This window comes from Cytobacillus oceanisediminis (genome assembly GCF_022811925.1).
In the GTDB taxonomy this organism is placed as follows: domain Bacteria; phylum Bacillota; class Bacilli; order Bacillales; family Cytobacillaceae; genus Cytobacillus; species Cytobacillus oceanisediminis_D.
Window position 1 is genome coordinate 1,940,017 of the sequence record NZ_CP065511.1, and the last position, 17,829, is coordinate 1,957,845.

Genomic DNA, 17,829 nt, shown 5'->3' on the forward strand with positions numbered 1-17,829 from the left:
TTCTCTGGCCTTTTTCATTTAATATCACTTGAATGAACGAAATAAAGGTATACAAGGATCAAATTTTAGTTGTCAAGTCTTGTCCCCATATAACTCAATATACTCATAGAACTTTAAAATAGACCATAGAATTAGGTACAAGCATATGTGAATTTTCATTTGAAGATTTTTATTGTATGCTTCTTTTGGAAATAAAAAGAATAGAATAACTTGAAGGCAAAAGTTCTAATCGGCCATTGGCGTTTTAAGGGGGGAGTCTTTTGCAACGACCGAAAATAGGTTTGGCACTTGGTTCGGGAGGAGCTCGGGGATTCGCCCACCTGGGTGCCATTAAGGTCTTGAAGGAAGCCGGCATACCGATTGATTATATTGCCGGCAGCAGCATGGGTGCCATGGTAGGCTGCTTTTATGGGGCTGGGCTTGATGCTGATCGTTTATATAAGCTTTCAAAAGCATTTAAAAGGAAGTATTATTTAGATTTCACGGTGCCTAAAATGGGTTTTGTTGCAGGTAAACGAGTAAAGGAACTGATCCGTATATTTACCCATGGAAAAAATCTTGAAGATCTCGATATTCCGGTCAATGTTGTGGCTACTGATTTAATGACTGGAGAAAAGGTTGTTTTTAAAAGCGGTCCCATTTCCGATGCTGTAAGGGCGAGCATATCCATCCCAGGCATATTTGTGCCTGAAAGATTAAATGGGCGTCTTTTAGTGGACGGAGGAGTAGTGGACAGGGTTCCTGTGTCTGTTGTTAAAGAAATGGGGGCTGATATTATCATCGCCATCGATGTCTCACATGTAAAATCGAATGCGGAAATCACTTCAATCTATGACGTAATCATGCAAAGTCTGGATATCATGCAGATGGAGCTGGTTACTCACCGGGAAATTGCTTCCGATTTTATGATCAGGCCCCGGGTGGAAATGTATAGTTCCCGAGCATTTACCAATATTGAAGAAATCATCAAAATCGGCGAAGAGGAAACAAAAAAGCATATTGACAGCATTCATCATTACATAACTAAATGGAAGGAGCATCCTGATAGATGAGAAGCAAGTTTTATACCCGTTCCTTCTTGGCTTTGGCAGTTATTCTTCTGGTCAGTTCGTTTTATTATCTGCCTTATTATGTATCAAAGCCAGGTATGGCGAAAGAACTGGAGCCAATTATTGAGGTCGAAAACGGGAATGAAGAACAAGGCACCTTCATGCTGACAACCGTAAAAATGGGCCGGGCTAACATATATGCATACGTTGCTGCTAAATTCAGCAAGTATCAGGAACTATACCCTGTAGAAGAAATACGTTCCGAAAATGAAACAGAAGAAGAATATAATGTACGGCAGCTGCATCTCATGGCAACATCCAAATTGGCTGCTATTGAAACGGCTTATAAAAAAGCGGGCATACCTATTCATTATCATTATAATGGCGTATATATCCTTAATGTGCTGCCTGATATGCCTGCTCACGGCAAACTGCAGGCTGGTGACCGCATCTTTAAAGTGGATGGTAAGGAGTTCAAGTCCTCTGATGAATTTATCAGCATGGTCTCCAATAAGCAGGAGGGCAGTGAAATAACATTAACCTTTGAACGCCAGGATAAGACTAAGGAAACCTCGATTCCTTTAAAGAAACTTAAAGAAACAGGAAAGCCGGGCGTGGGAATCACCCTGGTTGATGACAAAGAAATAGAGGTCGAACCAGCCGTGAATATTGACAGTGAAGAAATTGGCGGCCCATCAGCCGGGCTGATGTTTTCACTTGAGATTTACAATCAGCTTATAAAGGAAGATTTGACTGGAGGCTATAAAATAGCTGGAACCGGAACAATTAATTCGGAAGGGTCAGTCGGAAGAATAGGAGGCATCGAGCAAAAAATAGTGGCCGCTGACAAAGCCGGAGCAGAAATCTTCCTTGCCCCTAATGAAAAAGGAGCAGAAGACTCCAATTATAAAGCCGCTGTTGCAACAGCCAGGGATATCAAGACTGATATGAAAATTATTCCTGTGGACACCTTTGATGATGCGGTTGAATATTTAAGGAGCCTGGATTAAAAGGAGCATGCACCACGCAATGAAAAGCCAGCGGCAATTAAGAAATGCCGCTGGCTTTTCATTTTTATCTGCTGACAAACTATGCTGTCAGTTTATAAAATTAAATAGTTCATGATTTAATCAACCATAATAGGAGGCTGATTAAATTCCTTCTGCATTAGAGTTTGGTCCCGAGCACCCTCTATACCCATTGCATATACCCGGGAAGCTTTGATATCCAAATGCAGCTGATGTGCATTATGTGAAGAAATTCTTGAAATCAGCGGCAGTTTTAAGTCGGATTTATGCATGTTTAAATACTTCCTGCCGTTCTTGGACATCCCCAGAAGATGCAGATATTTTGCTTTTAATGGTTTATTGGGCATCTCTGTTTTTTCTGTATTCGTGAGAATATGCACACAAGCCCGCTGAAGCCTTGTCCAGGTGTACCTCTTCGTTTTAATCTTTTCCATAAACTGCTGAAAACTCTCTGCCTGGAGTGCTGCTGTTAGAAATCTATGCTCCAGGCCTTCCTCCATTTCATAAATGCCCCTTAACTTTTCTGGCTGAAGATGAACCAGACGGAATTTTAAGAAAGGCCAGTATTGTTCCCATTGATGAAATCCGCCAAACTCTTTTTTATAGTGGAGTAAACCTTGATATGTAGTTTCCGGAACATATTGGCGAATGCATTCAATCTCTCCATTCTCGGAAAAAAGTGCTTTTCTGATGCTTGTCGCACTTGCTATGGAATCAGAAGCAAATTGTTCGTCATGGTATCCTGCGCTTTTTCTTGCAACTGTAAAAAGTTCCATCGATGAATATTGTCTGCGGGCTGACTTTAAATACTGAAAGCCAAGAATATTATTTGGTTTTGAAAGGTCAACCAATTCACCTTCGGGATTCAGATCCAGGAATGCCATGGATGTTGCTTTTGGATAGCTGAAGCCGGCATTCAGATGCACTCTGACCTTTTCTTGATAGTCGGTATTATGTTCTTCCAGAAATAATAAAGTTTGGTGGAAGCTTTCCATATTGCCGGATTCGCTTCCGAAGCATAGGCTCCTGCAGCCGGCTGCTTCTAAAATGGATACAGCTCCGCTAGCAAAAATATCTGCCTGCTGAACTGCAAACTGGTATGGAAGCTCAAATACAATATCTGCACCAGCTCTTAGCGCCATTTCTGCACGCTTCCATTTGGAAACTAATGCAGGTTCTCCCCTCTGCAGAAAGTTGCCGCTCATGACAGCAATGATGGTTTCTGCACCTGAGATTTTTTTTGCCTGCTCCAAATGAAAGGCATGGCCATTATGAAAAGGATTATATTCTACAATTACACCTGTTGCATTCATATTGACATACTCCTCGAAAAGGTTTAAAAAGAAATGTATTGGAAAAAGTATTAAGAAACAAAATCTTTAAATCCTGCAAAAACTTTTTTACAAAGAAGCCTTCAATAGTATGATATTAGCTACATTATAGTGTAAAGAAAAAATATTGACAAATAATTATAGGAAGGCTATAATTACCTTTGTTGCCTTGGGGTGATTCGTATGAAATGGACTTTAAGTCAGTTACAAAAATATCGAAGCAAGGATTTTCCCATTGATGAAACTGTCAATGTTGATGAGGTCATGAAATTGAATCCGGAAATACGCGGTGCATCACCAATGCATGTGACGGGCCGTGCGGATATCGATTCTGCCAAAGTGACTTTTCATTTAAATATAAAGGGTCATTTAATACTGCCTTGTTCTCGTACTTTAGTTGACGTAAATTATCCAATTAATGTTGAAACAACCGAAACTTTCCTCTTAAAAGGTCTTGATTATGAGACTGAAGAGGAGGTTCACCAGGTAAAAGGAGATGTGATTGATTTAAATCCGATCCTTCATGAGATCCTTTTACTCGAAGTCCCAATGCAAGTTTTCTGCGAAGACAGCAGTGAAGAAGGAGCTCCTCAATCCGGTAAGGATTGGGAGGTCATTCAGGAGCAGGATAAACAGGATAAAGTAGATCCTCGTCTTGCCGGACTTGCTCAATTTTTTGATCACAATGATCCTTCTTCCGATTCATAACGGAAGAAAAAACAAGAAGCACTTGAAGACACCAGCTTGCTCTGGCCTTCATAACTTTCTTAATGGGTGTGTCCAATTCCTATGGACATCCTCTAATACTCTTTAAGGAGGTGGGAAGAATGGCTGTACCTTTTAGAAGAACATCTAAAACTGCGAAGAGAAAACGTCGTACCCATTTTAAATTACAGGTTCCTGGTATGGTAGAATGCCCAAACTGTGGTGAAATGAAACTTGCTCACCGCGTTTGCAAAGCTTGCGGAACTTACAAAGGAAAAGAAGTAGTTAACGACTAATCCTTTAGATATAAAGCACAAGAACATAGTTCTTGTGCTTTTGTCGTTTTTTAGCATTGGTTTGGCTCATCAAAAAGTACAAGTCTATGTATATTTTTGCTAATATTAAAAATAGTTTAACCAAATACAAGGAGGCAGCCATGAATCCTTACATAATTGAAGAATTCGAGAATGGACTTTTAGTATTTAAGATTAACAGGCCTGAAAAAAGAAATGCCATAAGCTATGAAGTTATGGATGGTCTGGAGATCGCACTTCATAAGGCAGGTGAGAAATCAGTTAAGGCACTTGCGATTACCGGTGAGGGAGACCATGCTTTTTGCTCAGGAGGTGATCTATCTTCCTTTCACAGCTTAAAGACAGAAGATGAAGCATTTGAAATGCTAAGCAGAATGGCTGGTCTTTTAAAAAAAATACTATTCTTGCCAAAACCAACTATTGCCATATTGAATGGAACAGCTGTCGGCGGCGGCTGTGAGCTGGCTGCTGCCTGTGATTACCGGATTGCCAATGCAGGAATAAAAGCCGGTTTTATCCAGGGAACTTTAGCCATAACAACCGGCTGGGGCGGCGGTTCCATCATTATGGAAAAGATGCTTCCTGCCAATGCCATGAGAATGCTGATGGAAGCAAAATTATATTCTGATGAAGAATTAAAAGAATTAGGTTTCATCCATTCTGTCTTTGAAGGGGAACCAATCGACGGGTGCAAGTGCTTTCTGGAAAGAATGCTCAGGCTTGAGAGTGAGGTTTTGGTAGCTTATAAAGACCTTCTTGTAAAAAAGTGGGCTGCAGCTGGCTTAGAAGAGAGAATTGATCAAGAAGTGCGTCGCTGTTCGGTTTTATGGGAGGGAGAAGCGCACCATAATAAAGTTGACAGTTTCCTGAATAAGCATTAAGCATATTCTTCCGTTATAAGCAAAAAACCATTAATTTCCTGGGGATGAATAAAGTTACACTTTATAATATGATATCAGTCTATCTTTTCTAGCATTGGCATATGTATAAAGAAAAACACTAGGAGGGATAAACTGATGTCTTCAACCCGTCAGGATGCTTGGTCTCAAGATGAAGATTTACTGCTTGCAGAAGTTGTGCTCCGTCAAATACGTGAAGGAGGAACTCAGCTTCAGGCATTTGAAGAAGTTGGCAAACAGTTAAGCAGAACCGCGGCTGCCTGCGGATTTCGCTGGAATTCCTATGTAAGAAAACAATATAAATCAGGAATTGAACTGGCAAAAAAACAGAGAAAAGAAATGAAGAAAAACCCGCAGGCTGCCCAAAGGGAACATGAGCTTCCTGCTGTTCCAGAGGAAAAGGAGGAAAAAAGAAATGAAAACTCAGTTCAGGCAAATAAAAGGACTATCGAGTTTGAGGAATTAGTCTCTTTCCTGAAAGAGTTATATGAAAATGCTCAGAAGCCTGCTGTCTCAGAAGATCCTTATCCTAAAAAACGCATTCAGGAGCTTGAGAAGCAAATGTACTACCTGGCAGCTCAAAATGAGAAATTAATTAAAGAATTAAATACGATGGAGCAGGATTACAAAGCACTGGTAGAAATTATGGAAAGTGCAAGAAAGCTTGTCGGTCTTAAAGACGGCACCCGCCACAAAAACTTGAATTTTACTGTGAATCCCGATATAAAGCCTGAGAAGGTGGAGAAATAGATGAACCGTAAATAAATAGAAATAAGCGGACAAAATTAGTCCGCTTATTTAATGCCTTAATTTTAGTAGACAGCAGCTTAATGGGTTTGTTCTTTAACCCCTGCCGGGAACCAGGCCAGCGGATTCTCTCCCAGGTCGCGTTCCATATCATAATGGACGGGTTCGAATCCCATTTTTTCCCAGAAATCTTTCGATTTTACGCGTGGATTTGTTTTAATAGGAAGTCCAATTCCTTTGGCAAATTCTACAAGTGTCTGGCCATAGCCTTTGTTTTGATAGTCAGGCAAGACTTCAAGCTTCCATAACTCCAAATAATCCTGTGCAGGTTCGAAATATCGGTCGAATCTTGCTTCTATCTGGTAAAGGCTCATGCGAGCTACAAGTTTATCCCCAAAATAAATGCCGTAGAAAGGCGACCCGCTGTCATTTTCAATAATATTAGCTTCAAGGTCTTCAAGCATGGAAAGCTCCTGCAGTCCATACTCTTTAAATTTCTTAAACTCTTCCAGTGTTTTATAATTTACTTTTAATTTTTCAACTTTATAGTTCATAAAATCTCCCCCTTAGCCATCGGTGTATAGGACTTCTGCAGATGTAACCGCTTTATAATGCCTTCCTAATAGTTGAAAGGTTTTTTCTATGTCTATTATTATATAACAAGTAAACGAAAAATTCTGCACATATGAAAAACTTAATATATTTTTAGTTTTTTTATAAAAATCAGAAAGCGTTTACAAAATCAGCAGGAAATAGGCAGAAGATTGTAGAAATATATATTATTGCAGGATTACTACAATGAGAAAGGGGACCGAATTGTGCGAAAAATTCTGATTGCCAACAGGGGAGAAATTGCTTTAAGGATAATAAAAACCTGCCGTGAAATGGAAATTGAGACTGTTGCCATATATTCTGATGCAGACAAAGACCTGCCATTTGTTAAAGAAGCTACATATGCTTTCCGTATAGGTGAACCGCCTGTTAATAAATCTTATTTAAAGACAGAAGCCATTCTGGAAATTGCAAAGAGTGAAAATGTGGATGGAATTCATCCTGGATATGGATTTTTATCAGAAAACTCCGGCTTTGCAAGAGCTGTAATTGATGCGGGGATTGCTTTTATTGGGCCAGATCCTGAAACCATTGAATTGATGGGGGATAAAATTGTATCCCGCAAAACCATGAAGGAAGCGGGAGTACCGGTTGTCCCAGGAAGCGGAGAGGGAACATCCACACTTGAGGAAGCATGCGGACTTGCAGATTCTATGGGCTATCCAGTCATGCTGAAGGCCAGTGGCGGAGGCGGAGGAATTGGAATGATGCGCTGTGAAAATGAGCAAGCGCTCGCTAAGTCTTTCGACTCCACAAAAGCCCGTGCCAAAGCCTATTTTGGTTCTGATGAAGTATTTGTCGAAAAATATATAGAGAATGCCAGACATGTCGAAATACAGGTGTTTGGTGATCATCATGGGAATATCGTACATTTATTTGAAAGAGATTGCTCTATTCAGAGGAGACATCAGAAAGTAGTGGAGGAATCACCATCACCTTTCCTTTCAGAGCAAACAAAACAAAAAATGTATGATACGGCTTTGACTGCTGCCAAAGCAGTCAATTATAAAAATGCCGGAACAATAGAATTTATTGTGGATGAGCAGGAGAACTTTTATTTTCTTGAAATGAACACAAGACTTCAGGTTGAACATCCCGTAACTGAACAAGTAACTGGGCTGGATCTTGTAGAGTGGCAGCTGCTTGCAGCAAGAGGTGAAAAGCTGCCGCTGCAGCAAAATAGTATTAAGCAGGTTGGCCATTCAATTGAATTTAGGCTGTATGCTGAGGATCCCGTAAGCTTTATGCCTTCACCTGGCAAATTGTCTAAATTTGAATGGACAGATTCCCCGGGAATACGTGTTGATTATGGATATGCTTCAAATACGGCAGTCAGCCCATTTTATGATCCAATGATCGCAAAATGCATTATATATGGCCAATCAAGGGATGAAGCGATAGAAAATGCCTTACAATTCTTTGATGGACTGAAAATTGAAGGCATTAAAACGAATGCACCATTATTTAAAGAATTATTAAAAGACGAAGATTTCCGTAAAGGGAATTATTCTACATCATTTCTAGCGCAGAAGGCTTTTGCCGTTAACTAAAAGGAGGAAATTACAATGAAAGAAATTACATCATCAATGGCAGGTACTGTATTGAATGTTTTGGTCGAAGCGGGTCAGGAGGTTAATGCAGGCCAGGAAGTATTAATGCTTGAATCAATGAAAATGGAGATTCCGGTTGAAAGCGAAGCTGCTGGAAAAGTAGCTGAAGTGAAGGTAAGCATAGGAGATTTTGTTAATGAAGGCGATGTGCTAATCGTATTTGAATAAGAAGGCTGGGACACGGATATCCAGTGACAGGGGGGCTGGCGCTGAGCCCCGTCTGCTCCGTGCAGCAATAAGCAAGTTTAACGAAGTATGGAAAATTCATATTTTAGGAGGATGGGAATGACCACTGCAAAGACATTAACTGAGACGCTGCAGGAAAGAAGCAGGGTAATAGAAGCTGGCGGACATCCAAAATATCATGAAAAGAATGAATCCCAAAACAAACTCTTTGTCAGAAGACGGCTTGAACTCCTGTTTGATGACGGATTCTACGAGGAAGATGGCAAGTTTGCGAACTGCCAGGAAAGTGATCTTCCGGCAGATGGGGTTGTAACAGCAGTTGGAAGGATAAATGGCCAGACCGTTTGCGTAATGGCTAATGACTCCACAGTAAAAGCCGGTTCCTGGGGTGCGAGGACGGTTGAAAAGATCATCCGTATACAGGAAACGGCAGAGAAGTTAAAGGTTCCGATTCTTTACCTGGTAGACTCTGCCGGTGCCCGTATTACGGATCAGCTTGAGATGTTCCCGAATAGACGCGGAGCAGGAAGAATTTTTTATAACCAGGTAAAACTTTCGGGCATGGTACCGCAGATTTGTCTGCTTTTTGGACCTTCTGCTGCAGGCGGAGCTTATATCCCTGCGTTTTGTGATATCGTTGTTATGGTAGATCAAAATGCATCTATGTATCTGGGTTCGCCAAGGATGGCGGAAAAGGTTATAGGGGAGAAGGTCACCCTTGAAGAAATGGGCGGCGCCCGCATGCATTGTTCTGTCAGCGGCTGTGGTGATGTGCTTGCATATAGTGAAGAAGAGGCTATTGAATCAGCAAGAAAATATTTGGCGTACTTCCCTGCAAGCTTCAAAGAAAAACCAGTGAAGCTCGAGGCGGTAATGCCCAAATCCGGCCGCAGCCTTGAAGAAATTATCCCTAAAAATCAAAATGCCCCATTTGATATGTATGAGTGTATTGATTCCGTAATTGATGAAGGCAGCTTTTTTGAAATTAAGAAACTTTTTGCTGCGGAACTTATTACGGGACTTGCCCGGATAGGGGGGAGACCTGTAGGGATTATTGCCAACCAGCCAAAAGTTAAAGGTGGGGTCTTATTTGTAGATTCTGCTGATAAAGCAGCGAAATTTATTCAGCTTTGTGATGCTTTCCATATTCCGCTATTATTCCTTGCAGATGTTCCTGGATTTATGATTGGGACTAAGGTTGAAAGAGCGGGGATTATCCGACATGGTGCAAAGCTTATTGCTGCGATGAGTTCTGCAACAGTGCCGAAAATTTCAGTTGTCGTCAGAAAGGCATATGGAGCCGGATTGTATGCAATGGCTGGGCCAGCGTTTGAACCTGATTGCTGTATAGCCCTGCCTACAGCACAAATCGCTGTAATGGGTCCTGAAGCAGCAGTAAATGCTGTTTATTCCAATAAAATCAATGCGATTGAAGACCCGAAAGAAAAGGTTAAATATGTACAGGAAAAACAGCAGGAATATAAAGAAACAATTGATATCTATAAGCTTGCCTCTGAATTAATTGTTGACGATATTGTAGCGCCTTCAGAATTAAGAAATGTTTTAATTAACCGTTTTAATCTGTATGAGACTAAAGAATTGACATTCAGCGTCCGCAAACATCCAGTTTATCCAGTTTAATACTTTATCCTTTAAAAAAATCCCTTTTTCGATTTTCGAAAAAGGGATTTTTTTAAAGGATTTAGCTGATGAAAAATGGAATTAAGAAAATAAATATTGGAATTATCGATTAAAACATTCCATTTTACCCATGAATTTATCTTATTTTGTTAAAATATGCTTAAAAAGTAAAAATGGTGGAGTCTGTTATGAGAATAGCTATTATCGGAGGAGGCGCCATTGGCCTTCTGTTTGCCCATTATTTGAATGAAAATCATGAAGTGCGTGTTTATATTAGAAACAATAGTCAATTGCTGAAGCTGCGCATAAATGGACTTACATTTGAGAGAAAAGGCATTTGCAGCAATGCCCCCGTCAAGGCATGCCATTTCAAAGAATGGACGGGGGAAGAGGATTTAACAATCATTGCGGTTAAGCAGTACAGCATTCCTGAAGTTGTAAAGGACTTATTGGAAATGAATACTAGCCAGTCTGGATCATTTTTGTTTTTGCAAAATGGCATGGGGCATTTGAAGTGGGCTGAAATGCTTGAAGCGGATAATCTTTATGTGGGCAGTGTAGAGCATGGTGCTTTAAAGTCAGAGCCTGACACAGTGCTGCATACTGGGATTGGGGTCACCAAAGTGGCTGCTTTAAAGGGAAATCTGGAACTTTTATCGAAAATATCCGATTCGGCATCTTGTTATTTTCCTTTTAAATTTGTCGGGAATCACAAAGAAATGCTAATTGAAAAATTAATCGTAAACTGTGTTATAAATCCGCTCACTGCAGTTCTCCGTGTGAGAAATGGTGAGCTCTTAGCAAATAAATATTATTATCAGCTATTTTTGAAGTTATTTGACGAGGTAAGTACCATATTAGATGTTCCTGATAAAACAGGTGCATTAACCCATGTAAAAAGTGTCTGTGAGGAAACCGGGATGAACAGATCCTCGATGCTTAAGGATATCGAAGAAGGCAGAGAAACAGAGATAGATGCTATTTTAGGCTATATCCTGGAGGAAGCTGAAAAGAAGAAGATGTCTGCTCCATATTCTGAAAGTCTTTATTGTCAGATCAAAGGCAGGGAGTAAAAAGGGGGAAATGAGTTGAACACTGTGTTCTCAAGCTTAATTGCAACATTGGTGACCATACCGCTGCTCGGATATCTGGCTGTTTTTATTATCAGCAAACAAATTACTAAAAAACACAAAAGATCTGTACATATTGCCCTGGATGTCAGCACATTATTATTTATTTTGGCGGTTCACTATTTAATTATCGTAATCTGGGATAAATCCTATTTATGGATGATAGTCCTATCCCTGCTGATTACAGCGGTCACTTTTATTATCATGCATTGGAGAATTAAGCAGGAGATCAATCTGCGTGTCTTATTCAAAGGGTTCTGGAGATTCAATTTTTTACTCTATTTCACCGCTTATATAGTTCTGATGTTAATTGGGCTTGTTCAAAGGGTAACTTCTGTTGTCTTTATTCCATAGTAAGCAGGTCTGAGAACATAATTATTTTACATTTAGAGTTAAAGCATTTAGGTAAGCAAAGTTTTTTTCTTTTCATTTAAGACAATGCTATACTCATAAGATGAAAATAAATTGATCAGCTATGAGAAAGGAAGTTCATTAATGGAGATTCTTAATCTCTCATTGCCGGCAACAAACCGGTTTGCAACAGATTATATTGCACAAACAGAAGAAATTATGCAGTTTTTTCACTATCGTTATAATTCCGACTCTGATTATAAAGCACGGTTAGCTGAACTGAGAGGCCGGTCGTTTATGAGAAATGAACTTTCTCAATATATTGGAGAGTTTATGGATCGATTTCCTTCTTCCCCGGCTGTTCATGACTCACTTAAGAAGCTGAAGCAAGAAAATAGTGCAGTGATTATCGGAGGGCAGCAAGCAGGAATTTTGACGGGACCTCTTTACACTATACATAAAATCATCTCAATCATAAATCTTGCAAAACAGCAGGAAAATGAGCTGGGAATCCCTGTTGTTCCTGTATTCTGGATTGCGGGGGAAGATCATGACTATCAGGAAGTAAATCATATTTTCATCGAGAAGAATAATAAAATGGAAAAAATGACATATCCTGAAAAAGTTTTAGAGAAGAAGATGGTTTCAAATATCCCTTTGAACCGAGAAAAGTGCAGGGCATGGGTGGAAGACATCATTGAGACTTTCGGAGAGACGAAACATACAAAAGATCTCCTTCTGACTTTAGAAGAAATTATTTTGCATTCACAAACCTATGTGGAGTTCTTTGCCGGCATTATCATGCATTTATTTAAAGAAACAGGGCTTCTTCTGGTTGATTCCGGTGACCAAAAGCTTCGCAGACTTGAAAGCAGCATTTTTGGCAAACAGATCAAAGGGTTTGAAGATATTACAAAACGTGTGAAAAGCCAGCAGCAAAATTTAGAGAATGCCGGGTTTCCAAATGCCATTGACTTAAGTGAAAATGCTGCCAACCTATTTTATTATGACGAAAAGCATAAAGAAAGAATACTTTTGGAGTTCAATCAGGAGAAAAAGGTATTTACGGGTAAGGAACACACTCACGAGTTCACAATGAATGAGCTTCTGGAGATTGCAGAAAATCATCCCGAACGACTGAGCAATAATGTGGTGACGAGGCCCATCACCCAGGAATGCCTGTTTCCGGTTCTTTCCTTTATAGCCGGGCCTGGCGAAATTGCCTATTGGGCTGAACTAAAAATGGCATTTGAATGGTTTGGAATGAAAATGCCTCCAATTATGCCCCGTTTAAATATCACTATCTTAGAACGTTCTGTGGAAAGTGATTTGCGAGAATTAGGACTTGATTTGCAGGGCGTGCTTGTATCTGGCACGGAATCAGAGAAAGATGAGTATCTGAGGAGTATTAAAAATGAAAGCATAGAAGCCCAATTCCGAAAAACAAAAGCTCAAGTAAAACAAAACTATGAGCTAATCGAAGAGCTTACAATGAATGAGGTTCACGCCCTTCTACCTATGTTAAAGAAAAATGAAGATCTTTTATTAAGGCAGATAGATTTCATGGAGAATAAAATCCAGAAATCCATCCAGCAAAAACATGAAGTAATTATTATGAAATATGAAAAAGCTGAAAACTCCCTGAGGCCGGGTGGAGTTCCTCAGGAGAGAGTTTGGAATCTTCTCTATTACCTTAATAAATATGGGATGGATTTCCTTGAAGAATTTATTGATTACTCCTTTAATTTTGATGGGACACACAAAGTCATAAAAATTTAATATTCGCCATTATTCTTCGGACCTTTTCCATGCGGATGAGGTCTTTTTTTTGATGAAAAAAGGGTGAATTCCCTTTATCTCCTGACTATTCCACCACATGAAAATCTGTGAAAAAACAGTAAAGACTTTAAAGAAAATGTAATAAAAAGACGAACGGAAAATGGGGGAATACCTTATGGGAAGCAGGATTTTATATGAGGTGGTAGAATAATTAAAAACATGTGGAGGAAAGTGGGGGATTGTGGTACATTTGAGTTAGAAAGTGGGTGCAGTGGGTATGTTCATGGGTGAGTTCCATCACAACGTTGATAATAAAGGCCGTCTCATCGTGCCAGCCAAGTTTCGTGATAACTTGGGTGAAACATTTGTTTTGACACGCGGACTTGATCAATGTTTGTTTGGCTACCCCATGGATGAGTGGAGGCAGCTTGAAGAAAAATTAAAGGGCCTTCCGCTTACCAAAAAAGATGCCCGTGCATTTACCCGTTTTTTCTTTTCAGGTGCCACTGAATGTGAAATTGACAAACAAGGAAGAATAAATATTGCTTCCCCGCTTCTGCAATATGCAAAATTGGAAAAAGAATGTGTAGTGCTGGGCGTTTCCAATCGGATCGAGATATGGGGCAAAAATCTTTGGGAAGATTATTTTGCAGAATCAGAGGAATCTTTTGCTGATATTGCGGAAAACATGATTGGGTTTGATATATAATGGGAATGTTTTAGTAATATAATTTCCCATGATACAAAGATATTTGTTTAGCTCCAGATGCCTATAATGCGTCTCGTGCTTCTCGGATTGGAAAGGTGGATTCATACAACAATGTTTGAACATACAACAGTGCTATTAAAAGAAACAGTAGAAGGCTTAAATATCCATCCTGATGGAGTGTATGTGGATTGTACACTGGGCGGCGCAGGCCACAGTGAATTAATTCTTTCCCAGCTGTCTGAAAAGGGAAAGCTGTACGCATTTGACCAGGATGACACAGCAATTGCTCACGCAAAAGAAAAACTGGCTGAATATGGTGACAGAATTACGATCATCAAAAGTAATTTCAAGTATCTTCAGGAAGAGCTTGCAAACCTTGGTGTTTCAAAAGTAGATGGTGTTTTATATGATCTTGGCGTTTCATCACCTCAATTGGATACACCTGAAAGAGGTTTCAGCTATCATAATGATGCCCCGCTTGATATGAGAATGGATACAGGTGCTGACATTTCCGCTTATGATGTGGTAAACAGCTGGGAATATGGTGAACTTGTGAAAATCTTCTTCAGATATGGAGAAGAGAAATTCTCGAAGCAAATTGCGAGGAAGATTGAAGCAGCCAGGGAAGTTTCCCCGATAGAAACAACAGGCCAGCTGGTTGAACTGATTAAAGAGGCAATACCTGCTCCTGCCAGACGAAAAGGCGGGCATCCCGCCAAACGTGTATTTCAGGCCATCAGAATAGCTGTTAATGATGAACTCGGTGTATTTGAGGACTCTTTGCACCAGGCTATTGACATATTAAATCCCAATGGAAGAATCAGCGTGATTACGTTTCATTCACTGGAGGACCGGATTTGCAAAGCTGCCTTTAAAAAAGCCAGTGAAACACCAAATCTGCCTCCCGGCCTGCCGATTATTCCAGATGAATATAAACCAACCTTAAAGCTTATTAACAGAAAGCCGATTCTGCCTTCAGAAGACGAGCTGGAACACAATAATCGTGCAAGGTCCGCTAAACTGAGAATAGCAGAGAAGCTTTAAGTGAATACGAATACCACAGTAGAGAATAAATAAAAAATTTACAGGAGGGGAATTATGAGCAATTTAGCCCGAAAAATTCAGGAAGAAAAACAATTTGATGTGCAAACCCAGCCCGTCCAGGCTCCCAGGAAATTAAAATCAAAAAAGTCATGGCTTTCCCCCGGGGAAAAAATACTGGGACTTGCTTTCACTGGCATTGTTTGTTTTGGTGCAGTGCAAATGGTTTCAAACCAGGCAGCCATTTACGAAGTGAATAAAGAAATTCAGCAAACAGAGGAAGCAATCCAAACGCAGAATAAAGTGAATACAGATCTGAAAATGCAAGTGAGCGAATTAAGTACATACGAGCGCATTAAAGCAAAAGCTGAGGAAATGGGACTTAAATTCAGCGGAAATAATGTCAAGGTCGTGGAAGATTAATGAAGAAACAGCCAAATATCAATTTTGGAGCAGCGATATTATTTTTAATATTCAGCCTGCTCTTTTTTGTATTAATTTTCCGCTTTGTTTCCATTCAGGTTACAGGTGAAGCAGCGGGACATGCACTTGCAGCAAAAGCTCAGCAAAAATATGAACGTGAAAAGACAATTCAAGCCAAAAGGGGTACTATTTATGACCGCAATGGTGAAGTCATTGCCGAGGATACTATTTCCTACAAGCTTGTAGCAATCCTCGATAAAAGCATGAAGCCGGATTATGTGAAAGACCCTGAAGAAACAGCAGCGGCACTTTCAAAAGCTATTGATCTGGAAGAGTCGGATATATATAGGATCCTAACGAAGAAAACAAAAGATGGGGAAACGCCATTCCAGGTGGAATTTGGTAAAGAGGGGCGCGATCTTCCGTTAAAGACAAAAAGAGAAATTGAAGATATGAAATTACCGGGGATTACATTCATAACTGATTCCAAACGGTTCTACCCAAATGGGGTCTTCGCCTCACATTTAGTCGGATATGTAGAAAAGAAAAAATCGAAGACGAATAAAACCGATACAGTAGGGATGCTGGGCCTTGAACAGAGTTTGAATGATGTGCTCACAGGAAAAGATGGAAAGTTCAGCTATGAAAGCGATATATGGGGCTATCTCCTCCCAAATGGAGATCAAAAAATCCAGCCGGCTCAAAATGGTAAAGATGTGTATTTGACAATCGATAAAAAGATCCAGACTTTCCTCGAAGATTCCATGAATAAAGTAGACGAAGAGTATAAGCCGAAAAAGATGGTTGCTGTAGTCGCGGATGCCAAAACGGGTGAGATTTTGGCAATGGGACAGAGGCCATCCTTTCATCCGAAAACAAAGGAAGGCATTGAAGAGACGTGGCATAATGAAGTGATCGAAAACTCATTTGAGCCCGGCTCCACTATGAAGATCTTTACCTTGGCTGCAGCCATTGAGGAGGGAGAATTTGATCCGAATGAATGGTATAAATCAGGAAGTTATAAAGTAACAGAAAACTCACCTGCTATACGCGACCATAACCAGGGACGGGGCTGGGGCTCCATTACTTATCTTGAAGGCGTTCAGCGTTCGTCGAACGTGGCTTTTGCTAAAATAGTTAAAGAGAAGCTTGGTTATGAAAAATACAGGGAATATATAACAAAGTTTGGATTTGAAAATCCAACTGGAATTGACCTGCCGAATGAAACAGGCGGAAAAATCGCTTACGAGTGGCCGCTTGATAAGGTAACGACCGGATTCGGACAAGGTTCTGCCATTACGCCAATTCAGCAGGTACAGGCAGCTACTGCCATTGCAAATGACGGAAAAATGATGCAGCCTCATGTGATCAGCAGTATTTTTGATGGTGATAAAAATGAAGTCTTAAAAAAAACAAAGCCGGAAGTGAAGGGGAATCCAATCTCAGCAGAAACGGCCAAGAAAACCAGGGATATCCTGGAAACGGTTGTGTCTTCTGAAAACGGAACGGGCTACAAAAGGTATAATATTGAGGGCTACGAGGTTGCCGGAAAAACGGGGACTGCCCAAATCCCTGACCCAAATGGCGGGGGATATTTAACGGGACATGAAAATTTTATCTTCTCCTTTTTAGGCATGGCGCCAAAAGATGATCCTGAACTGATCATCTATGTAGCGGTCCAGCAGCCGGATATTGATCTCAGTACAAACGGTGCTGAGCCGGTTGCCAAGATTTTTACACCGGTTATGAAAAGCAGTCTTCAATATTTAAATATCGAGCCGGCAAAGGAACTAAAGGCAAACTCTGAACAAGCACCTGAAGTGGAAGGGAAAACAGTTCAGGAAGCAAAGGCAGAATTGAAAAAGTCCGGTTTCGAAGCTATTGTACTGGGAAAGGGAAGCAAGGTTGAAAGACAGGTCCCTGGAAATATGTACAATTTGCTGGAAGGAGAACGAGTAATCTTAAAGACGGAAGGCGAGTTAACGGTGCCTGATATGAATGGATGGTCGCTAAGGGACGTTATGAAGGTGGCAAAGCTTGCTGACTTAAAGCTGAATACTGTAGGAAGCGGATATGTGGTGAAGCAAAATCTGAAGGCTGGTTCTGCACTCAGGGAAGGTGACTATTTAATCGTCGAACTTGAGCCGCCTGCAGAGAAATATAATGAGGAAAACCTGGAATCAGAAGAGCAGCAGGAAGAAGAGGAAGCAGTGCTGGATTAAATTAGAACGTACTGCCGGATGAGCGGCAGTGCGTTCTATTCATTTATGTACA

At 40.4% G+C, this 17,829-nt stretch carries 18 protein-coding genes; 16 read left to right on the top strand and 2 right to left on the bottom strand.

Annotated elements, in window-relative coordinates:
* Positions 1-260 precede the first annotated feature (260 nt).
* Positions 261-1,052, top strand: a complete 792-nt coding sequence (locus IRB79_RS10015; RefSeq protein ID WP_243508312.1) for a patatin-like phospholipase family protein — start codon at positions 261-263, stop codon at positions 1,050-1,052.
* Positions 1,049-2,059, top strand: coding sequence for a SepM family pheromone-processing serine protease (locus IRB79_RS10020; protein WP_243508313.1), 1,011 nt, complete (start codon positions 1,049-1,051; stop codon positions 2,057-2,059). The genes IRB79_RS10015 and IRB79_RS10020 overlap by 4 nt, the downstream gene beginning before the upstream one ends.
* Positions 2,060-2,175: 116 nt before the next feature.
* Here IRB79_RS10020 and IRB79_RS10025 read toward each other — a convergent pair whose 3' ends face one another.
* On the bottom strand, positions 2,176-3,390 hold the full coding sequence (locus tag IRB79_RS10025) for a nucleotidyltransferase (RefSeq protein ID WP_243508314.1): 1,215 nt from the start codon (positions 3,388-3,390) through the stop codon (positions 2,176-2,178).
* 201 nt (positions 3,391-3,591) lie between these two features.
* Here IRB79_RS10025 and IRB79_RS10030 point away from each other — a divergent pair, with 201 nt between their 5' ends.
* The 4 genes from IRB79_RS10030 (at position 3,592) to IRB79_RS10045 (ending at position 6,076) form a co-directional block, all read left to right on the top strand.
* Positions 3,592-4,116: a YceD family protein gene (locus IRB79_RS10030; protein WP_243508315.1), complete on the top strand. Its 525-nt coding sequence runs from the start codon at positions 3,592-3,594 to the stop codon at positions 4,114-4,116.
* 119 nt (positions 4,117-4,235) lie between these two features.
* A complete protein-coding gene (gene rpmF / locus IRB79_RS10035; protein ID WP_009791160.1) occupies positions 4,236-4,409 on the top strand; it encodes a 50S ribosomal protein L32 in 174 nt (57 codons plus the stop codon).
* Positions 4,410-4,549: 140 nt separating this feature from the next.
* Complete coding sequence (locus tag IRB79_RS10040) at positions 4,550-5,308, top strand: enoyl-CoA hydratase/isomerase family protein (RefSeq protein ID WP_243508316.1); 759 nt, start codon at positions 4,550-4,552, stop codon at positions 5,306-5,308.
* A gap of 135 nt (positions 5,309-5,443) precedes the next feature.
* On the top strand, positions 5,444-6,076 hold the full coding sequence (locus tag IRB79_RS10045; protein WP_243508317.1) for an RsfA family transcriptional regulator: 633 nt from the start codon (positions 5,444-5,446) through the stop codon (positions 6,074-6,076).
* Positions 6,077-6,153: 77 nt separating this feature from the next.
* Here the strand turns inward: IRB79_RS10045 and IRB79_RS10050 are convergent, their stop codons facing one another.
* Positions 6,154-6,627 (bottom strand): N-acetyltransferase, encoded by a 474-nt coding sequence (locus IRB79_RS10050; protein WP_243508318.1) that lies wholly within the window; start codon positions 6,625-6,627, stop codon positions 6,154-6,156.
* 264 nt (positions 6,628-6,891) lie between these two features.
* On the opposite strand from IRB79_RS10050, the gene IRB79_RS10055 reads away from it, so the two are divergent.
* The 10 genes from IRB79_RS10055 (at position 6,892) to IRB79_RS10100 (ending at position 17,777) form a co-directional block, all read left to right on the top strand.
* Complete coding sequence (locus tag IRB79_RS10055) at positions 6,892-8,235, top strand: acetyl-CoA carboxylase biotin carboxylase subunit (protein WP_243508319.1); 1,344 nt, start codon at positions 6,892-6,894, stop codon at positions 8,233-8,235.
* Between the two features lie 15 nt (positions 8,236-8,250).
* Positions 8,251-8,463 carry an acetyl-CoA carboxylase biotin carboxyl carrier protein subunit gene (locus tag IRB79_RS10060; protein WP_009330910.1) on the top strand — a complete coding sequence of 71 codons (213 nt, stop codon included), beginning with the start codon at positions 8,251-8,253 and terminating at the stop codon, positions 8,461-8,463.
* Positions 8,464-8,580: 117 nt separating this feature from the next.
* Positions 8,581-10,122 (top strand): acyl-CoA carboxylase subunit beta, encoded by a 1,542-nt coding sequence (locus tag IRB79_RS10065; protein WP_243508320.1) that lies wholly within the window; start codon positions 8,581-8,583, stop codon positions 10,120-10,122.
* A 188-nt stretch (positions 10,123-10,310) separates the two neighbouring features.
* Positions 10,311-11,195, top strand: a complete 885-nt coding sequence (locus IRB79_RS10070; protein ID WP_243508321.1) for a 2-dehydropantoate 2-reductase — start codon at positions 10,311-10,313, stop codon at positions 11,193-11,195.
* Positions 11,196-11,219: 24 nt separating this feature from the next.
* Entirely contained in the window at positions 11,220-11,606 is a 387-nt protein-coding gene (locus IRB79_RS10075; RefSeq protein WP_312027182.1) for a DUF3397 domain-containing protein, read from the top strand.
* 141 nt (positions 11,607-11,747) lie between these two features.
* Positions 11,748-13,382 carry a bacillithiol biosynthesis cysteine-adding enzyme BshC gene (gene bshC, locus IRB79_RS10080; protein WP_243508322.1) on the top strand — a complete coding sequence of 545 codons (1,635 nt, stop codon included), beginning with the start codon at positions 11,748-11,750 and terminating at the stop codon, positions 13,380-13,382.
* Between the two features lie 277 nt (positions 13,383-13,659).
* Positions 13,660-14,091, top strand: coding sequence for a division/cell wall cluster transcriptional repressor MraZ (mraZ, locus tag IRB79_RS10085; RefSeq protein ID WP_243508323.1), 432 nt, complete (start codon positions 13,660-13,662; stop codon positions 14,089-14,091).
* Between the two features lie 111 nt (positions 14,092-14,202).
* Entirely contained in the window at positions 14,203-15,135 is a 933-nt protein-coding gene (gene rsmH, locus IRB79_RS10090; protein ID WP_243508324.1) for a 16S rRNA (cytosine(1402)-N(4))-methyltransferase RsmH, read from the top strand.
* Positions 15,136-15,189: 54 nt separating this feature from the next.
* Positions 15,190-15,555, top strand: a complete 366-nt coding sequence (gene ftsL, locus IRB79_RS10095) for a cell division protein FtsL (RefSeq protein ID WP_243508325.1) — start codon at positions 15,190-15,192, stop codon at positions 15,553-15,555.
* A complete protein-coding gene (locus tag IRB79_RS10100; RefSeq protein WP_243508326.1) occupies positions 15,555-17,777 on the top strand; it encodes a penicillin-binding protein in 2,223 nt (740 codons plus the stop codon). The genes ftsL and IRB79_RS10100 overlap by 1 nt, the downstream gene beginning before the upstream one ends.
* Positions 17,778-17,829: the final 52 nt, after the last annotated feature.

Bases quoted from the DNA above. Each gene is read 5' to 3' on its own strand.
- IRB79_RS10020 (WP_243508313.1), top strand. From the start codon at position 1,049: ATGAGAAGCAAGTTTTATACCCGTTCCTTCTTGGCTTTGGCAGTTATT.
- IRB79_RS10025 (WP_243508314.1), bottom strand. From the start codon at position 3,390: ATGAATGCAACAGGTGTAATTGTAGAATATAATCCTTTTCATAATGGC.
- IRB79_RS10030 (WP_243508315.1), top strand. From the start codon at position 3,592: ATGAAATGGACTTTAAGTCAGTTACAAAAATATCGAAGCAAGGATTTT.
- rpmF (WP_009791160.1), top strand. From the start codon at position 4,236: ATGGCTGTACCTTTTAGAAGAACATCTAAAACTGCGAAGAGAAAACGT.
- IRB79_RS10040 (WP_243508316.1), top strand. From the start codon at position 4,550: ATGAATCCTTACATAATTGAAGAATTCGAGAATGGACTTTTAGTATTT.
- IRB79_RS10045 (WP_243508317.1), top strand. From the start codon at position 5,444: ATGTCTTCAACCCGTCAGGATGCTTGGTCTCAAGATGAAGATTTACTG.
- IRB79_RS10050 (WP_243508318.1), bottom strand. From the start codon at position 6,627: ATGAACTATAAAGTTGAAAAATTAAAAGTAAATTATAAAACACTGGAA.
- IRB79_RS10060 (WP_009330910.1), top strand. From the start codon at position 8,251: ATGAAAGAAATTACATCATCAATGGCAGGTACTGTATTGAATGTTTTG.
- IRB79_RS10065 (WP_243508320.1), top strand. From the start codon at position 8,581: ATGACCACTGCAAAGACATTAACTGAGACGCTGCAGGAAAGAAGCAGG.
- IRB79_RS10070 (WP_243508321.1), top strand. From the start codon at position 10,311: ATGAGAATAGCTATTATCGGAGGAGGCGCCATTGGCCTTCTGTTTGCC.
- bshC (WP_243508322.1), top strand. From the start codon at position 11,748: ATGGAGATTCTTAATCTCTCATTGCCGGCAACAAACCGGTTTGCAACA.
- mraZ (WP_243508323.1), top strand. From the start codon at position 13,660: ATGTTCATGGGTGAGTTCCATCACAACGTTGATAATAAAGGCCGTCTC.
- rsmH (WP_243508324.1), top strand. From the start codon at position 14,203: ATGTTTGAACATACAACAGTGCTATTAAAAGAAACAGTAGAAGGCTTA.
- ftsL (WP_243508325.1), top strand. From the start codon at position 15,190: ATGAGCAATTTAGCCCGAAAAATTCAGGAAGAAAAACAATTTGATGTG.
- IRB79_RS10100 (WP_243508326.1), top strand. From the start codon at position 15,555: ATGAAGAAACAGCCAAATATCAATTTTGGAGCAGCGATATTATTTTTA.